At 67.3% G+C, this 16,187-nt stretch carries 11 protein-coding genes; 6 read left to right on the forward strand and 5 right to left on the reverse strand.

Annotated features, from left to right (window positions below):
* Window positions 1-5: 5 nt before the first annotated feature.
* A complete protein-coding gene (locus DK368_RS05970; RefSeq protein ID WP_240002354.1) occupies window positions 6-1,667 on the reverse strand; it encodes an alpha-glucosidase in 1,662 nt (553 codons plus the stop codon).
* A 74-nt stretch (window positions 1,668-1,741) separates the two neighbouring features.
* The gene (locus DK368_RS05975) at window positions 1,742-2,989 is read right to left on the reverse strand and encodes an MFS transporter (protein ID WP_114392967.1); all 1,248 of its coding nucleotides are present in this window, start codon (window positions 2,987-2,989) and stop codon (window positions 1,742-1,744) included.
* A 471-nt stretch (window positions 2,990-3,460) separates the two neighbouring features.
* Between DK368_RS05975 and DK368_RS05980 the strand changes: the two genes are divergently transcribed.
* The 3 genes from DK368_RS05980 to DK368_RS05990 all read left to right on the forward strand — a co-directional run bounded on the left by DK368_RS05980 (window position 3,461) and on the right by DK368_RS05990 (window position 5,624).
* Entirely contained in the window at window positions 3,461-4,105 is a 645-nt protein-coding gene (locus DK368_RS05980) for a DUF47 domain-containing protein (protein WP_114392970.1), read from the forward strand.
* A gap of 14 nt (window positions 4,106-4,119) precedes the next feature.
* Entirely contained in the window at window positions 4,120-5,127 is a 1,008-nt protein-coding gene (locus tag DK368_RS05985; RefSeq protein WP_114392972.1) for an inorganic phosphate transporter, read from the forward strand.
* A gap of 65 nt (window positions 5,128-5,192) precedes the next feature.
* On the forward strand, window positions 5,193-5,624 hold the full coding sequence (locus DK368_RS05990; RefSeq protein WP_114392974.1) for an NUDIX hydrolase: 432 nt from the start codon (window positions 5,193-5,195) through the stop codon (window positions 5,622-5,624).
* A 34-nt stretch (window positions 5,625-5,658) separates the two neighbouring features.
* Here the strand turns inward: DK368_RS05990 and DK368_RS05995 are convergent, their stop codons facing one another.
* On the reverse strand, window positions 5,659-7,323 hold the full coding sequence (locus DK368_RS05995; protein ID WP_114392976.1) for an L-lactate permease: 1,665 nt from the start codon (window positions 7,321-7,323) through the stop codon (window positions 5,659-5,661).
* Window positions 7,324-7,604: 281 nt separating this feature from the next.
* Here DK368_RS05995 and DK368_RS22260 point away from each other — a divergent pair, with 281 nt between their 5' ends.
* Window positions 7,605-7,739 (forward strand): hypothetical protein, encoded by a 135-nt coding sequence (locus DK368_RS22260; protein WP_275668477.1) that lies wholly within the window; start codon window positions 7,605-7,607, stop codon window positions 7,737-7,739.
* A 134-nt stretch (window positions 7,740-7,873) separates the two neighbouring features.
* A complete protein-coding gene (locus DK368_RS06000; protein WP_114392979.1) occupies window positions 7,874-10,177 on the forward strand; it encodes a glucose/quinate/shikimate family membrane-bound PQQ-dependent dehydrogenase in 2,304 nt (767 codons plus the stop codon).
* Window positions 10,178-10,187: 10 nt separating this feature from the next.
* On the opposite strand, the gene DK368_RS06005 is transcribed toward DK368_RS06000, so the two are convergent.
* Window positions 10,188-11,666, reverse strand: a complete 1,479-nt coding sequence (locus DK368_RS06005; protein ID WP_114392981.1) for an MATE family efflux transporter — start codon at window positions 11,664-11,666, stop codon at window positions 10,188-10,190.
* A gap of 85 nt (window positions 11,667-11,751) precedes the next feature.
* A complete protein-coding gene (locus tag DK368_RS06010) occupies window positions 11,752-12,759 on the reverse strand; it encodes an LLM class flavin-dependent oxidoreductase (RefSeq protein WP_114392983.1) in 1,008 nt (335 codons plus the stop codon).
* A gap of 431 nt (window positions 12,760-13,190) precedes the next feature.
* On the opposite strand from DK368_RS06010, the gene DK368_RS06015 reads away from it, so the two are divergent.
* Complete coding sequence (locus DK368_RS06015) at window positions 13,191-16,145, forward strand: TonB-dependent receptor domain-containing protein (RefSeq protein WP_162305900.1); 2,955 nt, start codon at window positions 13,191-13,193, stop codon at window positions 16,143-16,145.
* Window positions 16,146-16,187: the final 42 nt, after the last annotated feature.

A 16,187-nucleotide genomic window follows, 5' to 3' on the forward strand; every position in this document is an offset into this window, starting at 1 on the left:
GTCCATCAGCGGTCAAGCACGGCATGGAAGATCCCATGGCCGGGCAGCAGCACGCTGCCATTCTCCAGCCGGCCCTGCAGGCCATGGGCGGCCGCTCCGGTGTCCAGTGGCGTCAGGGCCACCGCGGGCGGGGTCCAGCGGGCCGGATCGGCCCCCAGATTGAACAGGCAGAGCAGCCGCTCGCCCGCAGTCTTGCGCTCGAAGGCCAGCAGCGGCTCCGGCGTATCGAAAAAGCTGGCCCGGCCATGGATCAGGGCCGGGCGGGTCTTGCGCCAGCGCAGGAAGCTGCGGGCGAAGGCCAGGGGCGAGGCGGGGTCGCCCTCCTGCCGGGAGACGGCACGCTCCAGATGGGCCGGCACGACCGGCAGCCAGGGCTTGCCGGTGCTGAAGCCGCCGGCGGGCGCGTCATGCTGCCAGGGCATCGGCGTGCGGCAGCCGTCGCGGCCCTTGAAGACCGGCCAGAATTCGATGCCGTAGGGATCCTGCAGATCCTCGAACGCGATCTCCGCCTCCGGCAGGGCCAGTTCCTCCCCCTGATAGAGGAAGGGGGTACCGGGCAGGCTGGTCAGCAGGGCCAGCAACTGCTTGGCCAGAGCCGCCGAGGCCCCGGCCGGGCTGTCGCCGCCCCAACGGGTGACGGCACGGATGACGTCATGGTTGGAGAAGGCCCAGGCCGGCCAGCCACCGCCCGGCTCGTCGAAGAAGGCGGTGACGGCCCCGCGGATCTTGGCGGCGCTGAAGCCGGGGCTCAGCAGGTCGAAGCTGTAGGCCGTGTGCAGCAGGTCGTTGCCGGCGCAATATTCGGCGATGCGCTTCACCCCGGCATCGCACGCCACCTCCCCCACGGTCATGCGGTCGGGATAGCGGTCCAGCACCCGGCGCAGCTTGCGCAGGAACTCCAGATTCTCCGGCCGCGACTTGTCATAGACATGGTACTGCCGGCCATAGGGGTTGGTCAGCGGCACGTCCGGCGCGTTGCCGGCGCTGGGCGGCCGGGGCGGGTTGTCGCGCAGTTGCGGGTCGTGCAGATAGAAATTGGCGGTGTCCAGGCGGAAGCCGTCCACGCCGCGGTCCAGCCAGAAGGCCACGGCGTCGAACACCGCGTCGACGACATCCGGGTTGTGCAGGTTGAGGTCGGGCTGGCTGGCCAGGAAATTGTGCAGATAATATTGCTGGCGGCGCGTGTCCCACTGCCAGGAGGAGCCGCCGAAGACCGAAAGCCAGTTGTTGGGCGGCGTGCCGTCTGGCTTTGCATCGGCCCAGACATACCAGTCGGCCTTGGCAGTGCCACGGCTGGCGCGGCTTTCCTGGAACCAGGGATGCCGGTCGCTGGTGTGGCTCAGCACCATGTCCATGATGACCTTGAGCCCGCGGTCATGGGCGGCCCGCAGCAGCCGGTCGAAATCGTCCAGCGTGCCGAACAGCGGATCGACGTCGCAATAGTCGGAGACGTCGTAGCCGAAATCCTTCATCGGCGATTTGGCGAAGGGGGACAGCCAGATCCCGTCCACGCCCAGTCCCGCCACATAGTCCAGGCGCGCGGTGATGCCGGCCAGGTCGCCGATGCCGTCGCCATTGGTATCGAGGAAGCTGCGCGGATAGATCTGGTACATCACCGCGCCACGCCACCACTCCGCCATGCGTTCCTCCCGTCGCTGTGGGGTCACCGGCCCCGGCATCCTGACCCGGATCGGACGCTCAGACAACGCCGGCTGTCGCCGTCCTGATCCGTTCGCCTGCGTCAGCGATGCGGCCGGGGGGGAAGCGGGGCCCTCGGGTCCAGCGGCGCGGCCACCGGGGTCGTCTGCGGCAGGGTCTGATAGGGCGACTGGCGTTCGCCCGGCTGCGGCGGCCGCATCAGCATGCGCCAGAGGCCGAACAGGGCCGCCAGCAGGCCCATGCCGGCACTGAACAGGAACAGCCCGCCGGGACCGGCGCTGTCGATGACCAGGCTGGCGGCGAAGGGGCCGGCGGCGGCCCCGATGGAGTAGCCCAGCACCAGCCCGCCGCTGGCCGGCACGATGTCGGCGGGCCGCAGCCAGTCGTTGGTATGGGCCACCGAGACGGGATAGAGGGTGAAGATGATGCCGCCGAACAGCACCCCGCCCGTCAGCATCAGCCCGAAGCCGGCCTCCACCGTCAGCGCCATGGACATGCCCATGACAGCCAGCGCGATGAAGAGGGAGACCAGGACCGTGCGCCGGTCGAACAGGTCGGACAGCCGCCCCAGCGGCCATTGCAGCAGCACCCCGCCCAGGATCACGGCGCTCATGAACAGGGCGGTGTCGCCGACGCTGCGGCCGGATTGCACGAGCACCACCGGCGCCATATTGACCACGGCACCGCCGACCAGACCCGCGGCCACCACCCCGGCCAGCCCCAGGGGGGAAGCCTGGTAGAGCCGGCTGAGCCCGAACGAGACGATATCCGGCAGCGTCGGCGGTGTCTGCCGGGTCAGCGTCACCGGCAGCATGGTCAGGGACAGGAGCACCGACAGGGCGAGGAAGATGGTCGGCCCCTGGCCATCCTCCAGCAGCAGCAGCGTCTGACCGCTGGCCTGACCGGCATAGAGGGCGATCATGTAGAAGGCCAGGATCTGGCCGCGGCTGTCGCTGGCGGCCTTCTGGTTCAGCCAGCTTTCCATGCAGACGAAGACGCCGGCCATGCAGACACCTTCGACCAGACGCAGCACGCCCCAGGCCGCGGCGCCAGGGATCATCGCATGCAGAAGCGTGGCGGCGGAGATCGCCGCCACCGCCGCGCCGAAGCAGCGGATATGGCCGACACCCTTGATCAGCCGGCCGGTGTAAACCGATCCGATGGTCAGACCGGCCCAATAGGCCCCCATCACCAGCCCGATCACCAGGGTGGAGGAGCCGGTGGCAACCAGACGGATGCCAAGCACCGTGGCCAAGGTGCCCATGCCGGCCATCATCATGAACGCCGCCACCAGCACAACCAGGATGGGACGCAGCAGGGCGAAACACATGATGGAACCAGTCCTGGGCACGAAATCAGTGGCAACGGGGCCGGGCCGCCACGGTAGCAGGTGCCGGGCCGCGCGACCGGGGCCGCGTCGTCGCACCGGGGTTTCCGTTCAGACTGCCGGCCTGGGCCGGCGGCCACTGACTGCAGCCTGGGCCGCCGGCTGTCCGCCGGGGATTGCCCTTTGCACAGTCCTGGTCTGCTCAAGGGGCGGCGGCCCGGTGTCACGAGGCCGCACTCCACCGGCCCGCGGGCACGGGCGCGCCGAATTCGTCCGTTGTTTCAAAGGGCTGGGAATCGCCGGAGCGCGCCCTGCCGGTGGCTGGCGGGCGCGGGCGCATCCCGACGGCCGCGGATGGCCACGGATTCCATTTGTTTCATTTTTATGACAGTGATAGAAGCCAGCGCTTACCCCTTGCCGGGCCAGCGCACGGAGCCTGGGTGACCCGGCCCGCCGATGACGAGTTCTGCCGCAATGCCGCTGTCCCTGTTCCGCCGTCTTATGCCCAAGGAAGAACGGTTTGTCACCCAGTTTGCCGCCCATGCGGGGCTGCTGGTGGAAGCAGCCGAAGCCTTGCAACAGCTGATGGCGGCGCCCGCGGCCGAGCATGAGGACCGCCAGAAGGGGCTGGCCGCCATCGAGGAACGGGCGGACGAGGTGTGCCGCGATGTTACGCGCGGCCTGCACCGCTCGTTCATCACGCCGTTCGACCGCTCCGACATTCTGGCGCTGATCAATGCGCTGGATGACGCCGTCGACCTGATCTACGACGTGCCGCGCCAGGCCGCGCTCTATGGCATCAGCGAGTTCGACACGCCCATGCGCGAACTGGCGGCTCTGTCGCGGGAGGGCGCCCGGGTTCTGGCGGAGATCATCCCGATGCTGGGCAATGTGGCCGCCAACGCGACGCGCATCGCCGCCCTGTGCGCCCGGGTGGATGAGATCGAGACAGCGGCCGACGAGGTGCTGCGCCGGGCGCTGAAGGCGCTGATCGCCACCCGGCCGGACGCCATCGCCTTCTTCGGCACCCGCGAGCTCTATGACAAGCTGGAAGGCATCACCGACTGCTGCCAGGACGCCGCGGACCTGATCCAGGGCATCGTCCTCGACCACGCCTGAGGACGCGCATTCCCATGGACGCGGCACAACTCGCCCTGCCGGCGCTGGCCCTCATCATTCTGGTGGCGCTGGCGTTCGATTTCATCAACGGCCTGCACGACGCGGCGAACTCCATCGCAACGGTCGTCTCCACCCGTGTGCTGCCGCCGAAGCTGGCCGTCGTCTGGGCCGCCTTCTTCAACTTCATCGCCTTCCTGTTCTTCGGCCTGCATGTGGCCCAGACGGTGGGGACCGGCATCATCACGCCCGATGTGGTTGACCCGGCGGTGATCCTGGCGGCCCTGCTGGGCGCCATCGGCTGGAACCTGTTCACCTGGTGGAAGGGCTTTCCCTCGTCCAGCTCGCACGCCCTGGTGGGCGGACTGGCCGGGGCCGGCATCGCCAAGGCGGGCACCGGGGCCATCGTCGCCAGCGGCTTCCAGAAGACGACGGCGGCCATCGTGCTGTCGCCGACCATCGGGCTGTTTCTCGCCATGCTGATGGTGCTGCTGCTGTCCTGGCTGGTGCGGCGGGCGACACCCTTCGCGGTGGACCGGCGCTTCCGCCATCTGCAGCTGTTGTCGGCCGGGCTCTATTCCCTGGGCCATGGCGGCAATGATGCCCAGAAGACCATGGGCATCATTGCCGTTCTGCTCTATTCCCAGGGGCATCTGGGGTCGGAGTTCCACGTCCCGCTGTGGGTTGTGCTGTCGGCGCAGACGGCCATGGGGCTTGGCACGCTGATGGGGGGTTGGCGCATCGTCCGCACCATGGGCTCCCGCATCACCGATCTGCGCCCGTTCCAGGGCTTCTGTGCCGAGACGGCGGGCGCGGCCTGCCTGTTCGGGGCGACCTGGCTGGGCGTGCCGGTCTCCACCACCCACACCATCACCGGCGCCATTGTCGGTGTCGGCTCGGCCCGCCGGGCCTCGGCCGTGCGCTGGAGCCTGGCCGGGCGTATCGTCTGGGCCTGGGTCCTGACCATCCCGGCGGCGGGGGCGGTGGGCTGGGCGGCCTATCACGCCTGCCGGCTTGTGCTTTAGATTCCGACACATCCATGGATGACCGGCCGGGGACACCATCCCCTATCCGGCGCTTTTGAGAAGGTATGGCGAAGAACAAGAAGAAATCCGACCGGCAGTTCGCAGCGCTGCCCTACCGGCTGGGCCCGCAAGGCCTGCAGGTGCTCCTGGTGACCTCGCGGGAGACCCGGCGCTGGCTGGTGCCCAAGGGCTGGGCTGAGTCCGGCGTGCCGCCGCATGAGCTGGCGGCGCTGGAGGCCTTCGAGGAGGCGGGCGTGGTGGGGGAGATCGATCCCACCCCCTTCGGCCGCTACCGCTATGAGAAGCGGCTGGCCGACGGGACGCTGGTGCCGCTGGAGGTCGATGTCTACCCGTTGGCCGTGACCCGCATCCTGGAGGACTGGCCGGAGAAGGGGCAGCGTGAACGGCGCTGGATGACCCCCGGCCAGGCGGCCATGACCACCGGCGAGGCCGGGCTGGTGGAGATCCTGCTGCGCCTGGGTCTGGCCGGAGCCTGACGGCCAGGCGCAGCGTCCGGTTCTCCGCCGCCGCTCAATGCCCGGAATGGATCACCATGTCGGTGAAGGGCGGCACATAGGCCTGCAGCATGACCACCAGCCCCACCAGACAGGCCAGCGCGATGGAGTGGATGAAGACATAGCGCAGGATGGTGCCTTCCTGGTTGGTGAAGCCGGTGGCCGTGGCGGCCACCACGATGGACTGGGCGTCGATCATCTTGCCCATGACCCCGCCGGAGCTGTTGGCCGCCGCCATCAGGGTGGGCGACAGGCCCAGCTGCTCGGCACTGATGCGCTGCAGACTGCCGAACAGCACGTTGCTGGCCGTATCGGAACCGGTCAGCGCCACGCCCAGCCAGCCCAGCAGCGTGCCGAAGAAGGGATAGAGGAAGCCCGCCTGGGCAAAGGCCAGCCCCAGCGTGGCGTCCAGGCCGGAATAGCGGGTGGTGTAGCCCAGCGACAGCATGGCGGCGATGGTCAGCAGGCTGAACCGTACCGTGTACAGCGTGCGGCCATAGACCCGCAGCATGCCCAGGGGGCTGAAGCCCATCAGCAGGCCGGCGATGATGGCGGAAACCAGAATGCCGGTGCCGGTCATCGATAGGAGGTTGAACTTAAAGATGGCCGCTTCCGGTGTCGGTGCCGCCACCACCGGCGGCACGCGCTGCACCATCCTGTCCAGACCTTCGAACGGGATGGACGGGGCGAAGATCCCGTCCAGCGCCGCCTTGACCTGGGGAATGCCCCAGAGGAACACCAGCACCGACAGGATCAACCAGGGCGCCCAGGCACGCATGACCAGGCCGGTGTCATGGCCGTGATTGCCGGGTGCCGCCACCGCCGGGGCGGCATCGGGGGCGGCGCCATGGGGCGACGTCCAGACCTGGGCCGGCCTCCAGACCTTGAGGAAGGCGGTCAGGCAGAGGATGGAGACGATGGCCGCCACCACATCCACCAGCCAGGGACCGTGATAGTTGGAAACCAGGAACTGCGGAATGGCGAAGGACACACCGGCCACCAGGATGGCCGGCCAGATCTGCACCATGCCGCGGAAGCCGGCGAAGGCCACGATCAGCCAGAAGGGCACCAGCACGCTGAAGAAGGGAAGCTGACGGCCGATCATGGCCGACAGATCCTCCAGCGGCAGCTGGGTGACGCCGGCCAGGGCGATGACCGGCGTTCCCAGCGCGCCATAGGCCACCGGCGCCGTATTGGCGATCAGCGATAGGCCCGACGCCGCCAGGGGCGAGAAGCCCAGCCCGATCAGGATGGCGCCGGTCACGGCCACCGGCGTGCCGAACCCCGCCGCCCCCTCGAAGAAGGCGCCGAAGGAGAAGGCGATCAGCAGCAGTTGCAGCCGGCGGTCCACGGTGATGCCGGTGATGCTTTCCTGCAGGACCTTGAACAGGCCCCGTTCCTCCGTGAGCTTGTAGAGGAAGATAATGTTCAGCACGATCCAGCCGATGGGGAACAGCCCGTAGGCCGCGCCGAACAGCGCCGTTTCGCCGGCCATCCCGGCCGGCATGCCGAAGACCAGGACAGCAACCCCCAGGGCGGAGGCGAGGCCGAGCAGGGCGGCCACATGCGCCTTCATATGGAAGAAGCCGAGACCGCCCAGCAGCACCAGAACGGGAATGGCGGCCAACAGGGTTGAAAGCCACGGATTTCCAAGGGGATCGTAGATCTGTGACCAGGGCATGCGTGTGAGCCTCCCGCTGGACCTGTTGTTCGTTGACGGCGGAACGTCGGGACGGCAGCCACAGTTGCCGCCGCCGACGGCGGTACGGCGGATACACCGGGAACACAGCCGGTGGGGGAGTGGCGCAGGACCAGAAAATAGGAATAAGCACCGTTAGCGGCTGTGCCCTTCCGGTGTCTTGCCGGGATATAGGGCCTGTGATGGCGGTCTATGTCCGCAGCGATAAGGACAAAAAACCCATTACCTGCTAATGATCCCTCTCAACACGGGGAGAGTGGACTATGCGCAAGACCGACCGGCGGCCCGGACGGTGGACAGGACGGTGGACCGCCCGCCTGCGGGAGATCACGGCCCTGATCCTGGCCATTGCCACCCTGCTGGCCGCCTTGACCGAATTGCTGAAGGCCGCAACCTGACAACCGGTGCCTGCTTTTGTTTCTAATGAATACCCGCAGACATGGGAGGTGCGCGTATCGCGCAAGGGCGCAATCGGCAGCCCGCTTGTTCGACAACCATCGGTATTCCCGTGACATATTTGGGGTCGGGACTGATGGTCGTCTCTTTCCTGCTTCTGCTGATCGCCGGTCTGTTCCTGGGGATCGGCGGCGCCTGGCTGATCACCCTGGGCGGCAGCTGGTATTATCTGCTGGCCGGCATCGCCTTTCTGGTGACGGCCTTCCTGGTGCTGCGGCGTCACAGGCTGGCGCGTCCGCTCTACGCCGTCATCATCATCGTCACCCTGGCCTGGGCCGTGTGGGAAGTCGGGTTCGACTGGTGGCCCCTGGGCACGCGCGGCGGCCTCATCGTGCTGCTGGGCATCTGGCTGCTGACCCCCTGGGCCGTGCGCGAGGAGACGCCCTGGCGGCCCGGACGGGCGGCCCTGGCCCTGGCGGTGGTGCTGTCCATTCTGGTGGCGGGGGCAGCCCTGATCCGCGATCCCCATGACCGGAACGGTCGGTTGAACGACCAGCGGGTGGCCGGTGCCACGGCGGACAGTCCGGTGCCACCCGGCGAATGGCACCATTACGGACGCACGCTGAAGGCTCAGCGCTATTCGCCGCTGGACCAGATCACACCGCAGAATGTGGGGCAGCTGGAACAGGTCTGGACCTACCGCACAGGAGACATGAAGCGCCCCACCGACGTGACCGAGACCACCTATCAGGTCACGCCGCTGAAGGTGGATGATCTTCTCTATCTCTGCACGCCGCACAATCTGGCCATCGCCATCGACGCGACCACGGGGCAGGAGCGCTGGCGTTTCGACCCCAAGGTCGGTATGGAGCAGAACCGGCAGCACCAGACCTGCCGTGGCGTCTCCTATTATGCCGATCCGGCCCTGACCGGGCAGAGCTGCGGGGCACGGATCTATCTGCCCACCTCGGATGCGCGGCTGATCGCGCTGGATGCCAGAACCGGCAGCATCTGCCCTGGCTTCGGGGAGGGCGGTACGGTCAATCTCTGGACCAACATGCCGAACCAGAAGGCCGGTTTCTATTATTCGACCTCGCCGCCCGTGGTGGCGCAGGGCCTGATCATCGTCGGCGGCGCCGTCAACGACAACTACGCGGTGGAGGCGCCGTCCGGCGTCATCCGCGCCTATGACATCGACAGCGGTGTCCTGGTCTGGAACTGGGATTCCGGCAATCCAGACCGGACGGAGCCGCTGGGGCCGGGGGAGACCTACACGCCCAATTCCCCCAACAGCTGGTCGATCATGAGCGCGGACCAGGATCTCGGCCTGCTCTATGTGCCGCTGGGCAACCGCACGCCGGACCAGCTGGGCATGGGCCGCAGTGCGGCGGTGGAGCGCTTCTCTTCCTCCATCACGGCGCTGGACCTGCGCACGGGACAGGTGCGCTGGGTGTTCCAGGGCGTGCATCATGACCTCTGGGACATGGACGTGCCGAGCCAGCCTTCACTGCTGGATCTCGACACCCCCGACGGGGTGGTTCCGGCGCTGGTGCAGCCGACCAAACAGGGCGAGGTGTTCGTGCTCGACCGCCGTACCGGCCAGCCCATCCTGCCGGTGAAGGAGGTCCCGGCGCCCACGGGGACCATTCCGGAGGATTTCAGTGCGCCGACACAGCCCGTGTCGAGCCTGAGTTTCAACCCGCCGGCGCTGCGCGAGTCAGACATGTGGGGCGTCAGCCTGTTCGACCAGCTGGCCTGCCGCATCAAGTTCCGCTCCCTGCGTTATGAGGGGCGGTACACGCCGCCGTCCCTGCAGGGGACGCTGGTCTATCCCGGCAATTTCGGTGTGTTCAACTGGGGGTCGGTCGCCGTCGATCCGGTGCGGCAGGTGATGTTCGGCATGCCCACTTATCTGGCCTTCACGTCGCAGCTGATCCCCAGTGACGAGATCGGCCCGGGCCAGGTGGTGAACACCGGCGAGGCCGGGCTGAACCTCAATGTGGGTGGCCCCTACGGCGTCATCATGCAGCCCTTCATGTCGCCCCTGGGGCTGCCCTGCCAGGCCCCCCCTTGGGGTTATGTGGCCGGTGTCGATTTGCGCAGCGGCGAAATCGTCTGGATGCACAAGAACGGCACCATCCGTGACGCGGCACCCGTGCCGCTGCCGATCAGGATCGGTGTGCCGGGACTGGGCGGGCCGATCATCACTGCCGGCGGCGTCGTCTTCCTGTCCGCCAGTATCGACAATTACATCCGGGCCTATGATCTGACCACGGGCGAGCAGCTCTGGCGGCACCGATTGCCGGCGGGCGGTCAGGCCACGCCATTGACCTACAGCGTGGGCGACCGGCAGTTCGTGGTGCAGGTGGCTGGCGGCCACGGCTCCATCGGCACGACCACCGGCGATCACGTGATCGCCTTCGCTCTGCCGCGGCGGTAGGGCCGCGCCTTCAGGCCGGCTTGTCCTCTGCCGGCGCCGGTTCCTCCGACACGGCCAGGGTGGCGATGCTGGCCTTGCCGGAGGCGGCCGGGCTGAGCGGGGGACGCCAGAAGGACGGGGCAGGGGCGGGCGCCCCGGTCCGCGTCTCCAGCCGTTTGCCCAGGCGGCCGACCACGCGGAAGGCCGTCAGCAGGGCGGCGGTGCCGAACAGGACGATGCCGGCCGCCTGTCCCAGCAGAACGCCGCGCGCCCCGTCCAGTTCGGCGCCCAGCGCGGCCAGCGGGATGGTGCCCAGCGTGGCCCGGCCCCAGTTGAACAGGGTGGACAGCCAGGGGAAGCCCAGATTGTTGAAAGCGGCATTGGCAACGAACAGACAGCCCAGGAACAGGAAGGTCGCAGCCAGCCCGGTGCAGAACAGGCGGACCAGATCGGCAGTGATGCCGCGGGCCGAGAACAGGGCCACCAGCAGGTCCTGGCCGAGGAACAGCAGCAGCCATGCCACAACCACGCAGGCCAGAACCAGCTGCAGGCTGGCGCGCAGCGTTTCCAGCAGCCTGTCCCCGCGCCCGGCGCCGAGATTCTGGGCGAAGATGGGACCGACAGCGCCGGTCAGGGCGAAGATGGCGGCGAACACCACCGGCACCAGCCGGTCGACGATGGCCTGACCGGCCACGGCGGCATCGCCGAAGCGGGCCAGCGCCCCGGTGACATAGGCGGAGGCTACCGGCGTGGCCAGATTGGTCAGCACCGCCGGCCCGGCGATGGTGAACAGCGGGCGCAGATCCCGCCAGAGATGATCAGCCCTGGGGCGGCCGACGATGCGGTGGACGCGCACGGCCCCGTGCCAGCCGAAGGCCAGCATGGTGGTGCGCGACGCCAGGGTGGCGATGGCCGCGCCGGTGAGATCAAGGTGGAGGGCCAGGATCAGCAGCGGGTCCAGCACCAGCGTCGCCACCGCGCCGTAGAGCGTGACATTCATGCCGCGGCGGGCGTCGCCCACGGCCCGCAGCAGGGCCGAAAGACCCATGGCTGCCCCCAGCAGGGGCAGGCTGGGCGAGACGATGGTGAGATATCCCAGCGCCAGCCGCTTGGTCTCCCCCGCGGCACCCAGGGCCGACAGCATCGGATCCAGCAGCGGCAGGGCCAGCAGGCCGACGGCGGCGGCAATGGCCACCAGGGCGGCCAGACCGCTGCCGGCCAGACGGCAGGCCTCGTCCCGTCGGCCGGCCCCGATGGCGCGGGCCACTGTGGCGCCCAGCCCGATGGTCAGTCCGATGCACAGGGCCGTCTGCAGGAACAGCACCGTGCCGGCAAAGCCGACGGCCGCCGCCAGCTCCTGCACCCCCAGCAGCGAGATGTAGAACAGGTTGGCCAGATCGACGGCGAAGATGGCCAGCAGCCCCAACGTTCCGGTCAGGGCCATGGTCACCACATGGCGCAGGATGCTGCCCTGGGTGAATTTTGCGGTCAACGGCGGGGCGTCGGGCATGCGGAGGAGCTCGGCTGGGCTGGTGGGCCGGGAGAGGGCGCGGCCAATGGGGGCGGTACCACCATGCCCAGCCCGGTCCGCCGGTTCAAGCGGCGGGGGTCCGGCCGATGTCCTGGAAGACCTGCGCCGCGATCTCGAAGGAGCGCAACCGGGCAGCATGGTCGAAGATCTGCGCCGTGACCATGACCTCGTCGGCCTTGGTCAGGGCCAGGAAACTCTCGATTCCGTCGCGCACCCGCTCGGGCGTGCCCACGGCGGAACAGGCAAGCGCATGCGACACCCCGGCCCGTTCCTGCGGCGACCAAAGATCCTCCATCCCGTCCACCGGCGGCGGCAGCTTGCCGGGCCGTCCGCGGCGCAGGGCGATGAACTGCTGCTGCAACGAGCTGAACAGGCGCCGCGCCCCGGTATCGCTGTCGGCGGCGAAGACGTTGAGGCCGACCATGGCATAGGGCCGGGCGAGACAGGCGGACGGCTGGAAACGGCTTCGGTACAGCTCCAGCGCATCCAGGAGATGGTCGGGCGCGAAGTGCGAGGCGAAGGCGAAGCGCAATCCCAGGCGTGCCGCCAGATCGGCACTGTAGAGGCTCGACCCCAGCAGCCAGACCGGCACGTCAAGCCCGGCGCCGGGCACGGCCCGCACCGGCTGTCCCGGTTGCTCCGGCTGGAAATAGCCCAGCAATTCGGCCACGTCGGCGGGAAAGGCATCGTCGCTGCCGTCCAGCGTGCGGCGCAGGGCGCGGGCCGTGCGCTGGTCGGTGCCGGGCGCCCGTCCCAGCCCCAGATCGATACGGCCGGGATGAAGCGAGGCCAGGGTGCCGAACTGCTCGGCAATGACCAGCGGCGCATGGTTGGGCAGCATCACCCCGCCGGCCCCCACCCGGATGCGGCTGGTGCCGCCGGCCACATGGGCGATGACCACGGCCGTGGCCGCGCTGGCGACACCGGGCATGTTGTGATGCTCCGCCAGCCAGAAGCGGGTGTAACCCCAGCGCTCGGCATGGCGGGCCAGGTCCAGGCTGTTGCGGAAGGCCTGGGCGGCATCGGCCCCTTCCGGCACGGGGGCGAGGTCCAGAACGGAATAGGGGATCATGGATGGCCTCTGCTTGCTACGGCGGCGACTGCCGACATAACAGCAGGTGCCCGTGATCCTTCTGCGACGGGCGTCACAGCCTCATCTCCAAGGCGCGCATCCAAAGAAGTATGGGCATATGTCATAAGTAATTGCGCATGACTTCGGCAAGTATAGTTGTATTGCATTCGATAATGCGGATATGTCGGCAGCATATCTGTCAAAATATATGTGTTTGGCAGATCACAGTGGTGGATCCATCTCGATTTTTTTGCTGATTTTTGATTGCGCTGAATTTGTCTGTCTTGGCATGACTCGAAAAAGGCCCGGAGCGGGCCTGTAATGACAATGAAAATAACGGGGGAATATTTATGCTTTCTAATAAGCGGGTAGGCGTTCGACGACTGGCGTTCGGCGGGACGGCGCTTGCACTTCTGATCGGCGCGCCGGCGATGGCGCAGCAGGGAGACCAGCAAGGGGCGCCGCAAATCGAGGAGATCATCGTCACCGGATCGCGCATCGCGCGACCCGGCTATGACACGTTGCAACCCACCTCGGTTGTGGGCAGCGAGTTCCTGGACGAGCGCGGCTTCACCAATGTGGCGGATGCGCTGAACCAGTTGCCGGGGTTCGGCGTGCCGGTGGGCACCGTCGGCGATCAGGCCGGCCAGAATATCGGCCAGAATTTCGTCAACCTGTTCAATCTGGGCAGCCAGCGCACGCTGACCCTGGTCAATGGCCGCCGCTTCGTGCCCGGCAATGCGCCCAGCAATTTCAACGGCGCCAGCCCCGGCCTGCAGGTGGACCTGAACTCCATCCCCACCGCGCTGATCGATCGGGTCGAGGTGATCGCCGTGGGCGGGGCGCCGATCTATGGCGCCGACGCTGTGGCCGGCACCGTCAACATCATCCTGAAGGACGATTTCGAGGGGGCCGAGTTCGACGCCCAATACGGCATTGCCGAGGAAGGCGATGCCGAGAATTACCGCGCCCGCGCACTGGTCGGCAGCAACTTCTCCAACGATCGCGGCAATGTCACGGTCAGCCTGGAGTACAACAAGCAGAACGGCCTGCTCTATACCGACCGGCCGCTGCCGTCCAAACAGCAGTTCTTTGCGCCGAACCCGCTGAACACCGGCGCCAGCGATGGCATTCCCGCCAATATCCTGATCGAGAACCGGCGCATTCCCATCGTCAACACCAACGGCGTGCCGATCCTGGCCAATACCGGCAGCATCGGCGGGCGCAGCGGATCGAACCTCATCCGCATCCCCGATCCGAACAATCCCGGCGCCACGGTACCGGCCCAGTTCATCAATGGGCGCCTGGCCCCGTATGATCCCGGCACCATCTATTCAACCTCCGTCGCGTCCGGCGGCGATGGGTTGAACTTGGCCGAGGTGACCAACCTGCTGGCCCCGACCGAGCGCTATCTGGCCAACACCCTGGCGCATCTGGACCTGACCGAGAACATCACCGCCTATTTCGAATTCGACTATGCCCGCACCGAGGGCAAGGAACTGGCGGACCAGCCCATCTACAACTCCACCATCTTCAGCGGTGACAGCGACGTCATCGCCTATACCACCGACAACCCGTTCCTGGACCCGGCCGACCGCGCTTTGCTGGAAAGCCAGGGCATCACCGAGTTCTTCCTCAACCGCGCCTCGGTCGATCTGGTCGGGCGCTCGGTGACCGAGGCCGAGAACGAGCTGTACCGCATCGTCGGCGGCTTCAAGGGTGATTTCGACGTGGCCGACCGCACGGTGACCTGGGACGTCTACTACCAGTTCGGCAAGACCACGGGCACCACCCGCGACACCCAGATTCCAGACGAACGTTTCTTCTCGGCCATCGACGTGGCGCGCAACGCCTCCGGTCAGATCATCTGCGCCGGCAATGTCTTCCCGGCGCCGCCGGCGACGGGCGGTGCTGTGCCGGACAGCCAGCTGTCGGGTTGCCGCCCGCTGAACCTGTTCGGCAACGGCGTGCCCGATCCCGACGCGATCGATTATGTCGCCATCACCGACACCTCCCGCGGCGAGTTGCAGCAGCAGGTGTTCGAAGGCACCTTCTCGGCCCCGCTGTTCACGCTGCCGGGCGGTGACCTGTCCATCGCCGGTGGTCTGACCTGGCGCAAGGAATCGGGCGAGTTCCAGCCGGGCGCCATCACCGGGGCCGGTCTGGGTCGCACGATCGCCGTCAGCGGCGTGGAGGGCGATTTCACCAGCAAGGAAGCCTATGCCGAAACCGTCGTGCCCTTCGTCGGGCCCGACATGGATGTGCCCTTCATCTACAATCTGCAGTTCGAAGGGGCCTTCCGCTACGTCGACAACAGTCTGGCCGGCGGCGATGAGGCCTGGACTGCCGGTGGGCGTTATGCGCCGATCCGCGACGTCCAGTTCCGCGGCAATTACACCCGATCCATCCGCTCTCCGGCGGTGGTGGAGCTGTTCCTGCCGACCTCGCCCGTCTTCACCACGGCGACCGACCCTTGCAGCAGCGGCAATTTCAACGCCGGTCCCAACGCCGCCGTGCGCGAGGCCAATTGCCGCGCCGCCCTGTCGGCCGCCGGCGTCGATCCCGCGGGTTTCGTTTCGAACATCGAAACAGCCACGGTGGAGGGCACCAGCGCCGGCAGCCTGGACCTGGAGAATGAGCGGGCCAAGAGCTGGACCGTGGGCGGTGTGGTCACGCCGCGCTTCCTGCCGGGCTTCAGCGCCTCTCTGGACTGGGTCAATATCGAGATCAAGGACGCCATTGTCGATTTCGATGCCAGTGACACGCTGCGTGCCTGCTATGACAGCCCGTCCTATCCGTCGACCCCGGCCTGCGACCGTTTCACCCGCGGCACGGCTGGCGGCGATGCCGGCCAGGTCCTGTCCATCGATACGGGCTACATCAACGCCGGTTACATCAAATATTCCGGCCTGCAGGCCAAAGTGAACTACGAGTTCGACCTGGCGGATCTCGGTGCTGGTGATTACGGCAGCGTCGATCTCGGCTTCAACCTGAACTATATCGACAAATTGAAGCAGTCCAGTTCCGGCCAGAAGGCGGACGAGGATGACGACCGCGGCGAGGTCGGCTCCTCAAAATGGACGTGGCAGCTGAACACCCGTTACCAGTATGGACCGGCGGCTCTGCTGGTGCAGACCAACTACATCAGCTCGGCCAAGTTCAACAACGACTTCACCAACGAGACCCGCGACGTGCTGGAGGTGGCACCCTATTACCTGTTCAATGCCACGGTCAGCTACGATCTGACGGACGATGTGACGGCGCGCTTCATCGTCAACAATGTACTCGACCGGCAGCCGCCCAGCGGCGCCATCACCGGCGGTGGTGTCGGTGTCTATGATCAGCTGGGCCGCTATTTCTTCGTCGGCCTGAACGCCAGCTTCTGATCAAAAAGACGGCGGCCATCCGGATGGACCGGATGGCCGCCT

The sequence above is a fragment of the Oleisolibacter albus genome (assembly GCF_003336875.1).
Classification (GTDB): Bacteria; Pseudomonadota; Alphaproteobacteria; order Azospirillales; family Azospirillaceae; genus Niveispirillum; species Niveispirillum album.

What these genes read in the sequence shown, in the direction of transcription:
- DK368_RS05975 (WP_114392967.1), bottom strand. Translation starts at nt 2,989, where the DNA reads ATGTGTTTCGCCCTGCTGCGTCCCATCCTGGTTGTGCTGGTGGCGGCG.
- DK368_RS05980 (WP_114392970.1), top strand. Translation starts at nt 3,461, where the DNA reads ATGCCGCTGTCCCTGTTCCGCCGTCTTATGCCCAAGGAAGAACGGTTT.
- DK368_RS05985 (WP_114392972.1), top strand. Translation starts at nt 4,120, where the DNA reads ATGGACGCGGCACAACTCGCCCTGCCGGCGCTGGCCCTCATCATTCTG.
- DK368_RS05990 (WP_114392974.1), top strand. Translation starts at nt 5,193, where the DNA reads ATGGCGAAGAACAAGAAGAAATCCGACCGGCAGTTCGCAGCGCTGCCC.
- DK368_RS05995 (WP_114392976.1), bottom strand. Translation starts at nt 7,323, where the DNA reads ATGCCCTGGTCACAGATCTACGATCCCCTTGGAAATCCGTGGCTTTCA.
- DK368_RS22260 (WP_275668477.1), top strand. Translation starts at nt 7,605, where the DNA reads ATGCGCAAGACCGACCGGCGGCCCGGACGGTGGACAGGACGGTGGACC.
- DK368_RS06000 (WP_114392979.1), top strand. Translation starts at nt 7,874, where the DNA reads ATGGTCGTCTCTTTCCTGCTTCTGCTGATCGCCGGTCTGTTCCTGGGG.
- DK368_RS06005 (WP_114392981.1), bottom strand. Translation starts at nt 11,666, where the DNA reads ATGCCCGACGCCCCGCCGTTGACCGCAAAATTCACCCAGGGCAGCATC.
- DK368_RS06010 (WP_114392983.1), bottom strand. Translation starts at nt 12,759, where the DNA reads ATGATCCCCTATTCCGTTCTGGACCTCGCCCCCGTGCCGGAAGGGGCC.
- DK368_RS06015 (WP_162305900.1), top strand. Translation starts at nt 13,191, where the DNA reads ATGGCGCAGCAGGGAGACCAGCAAGGGGCGCCGCAAATCGAGGAGATC.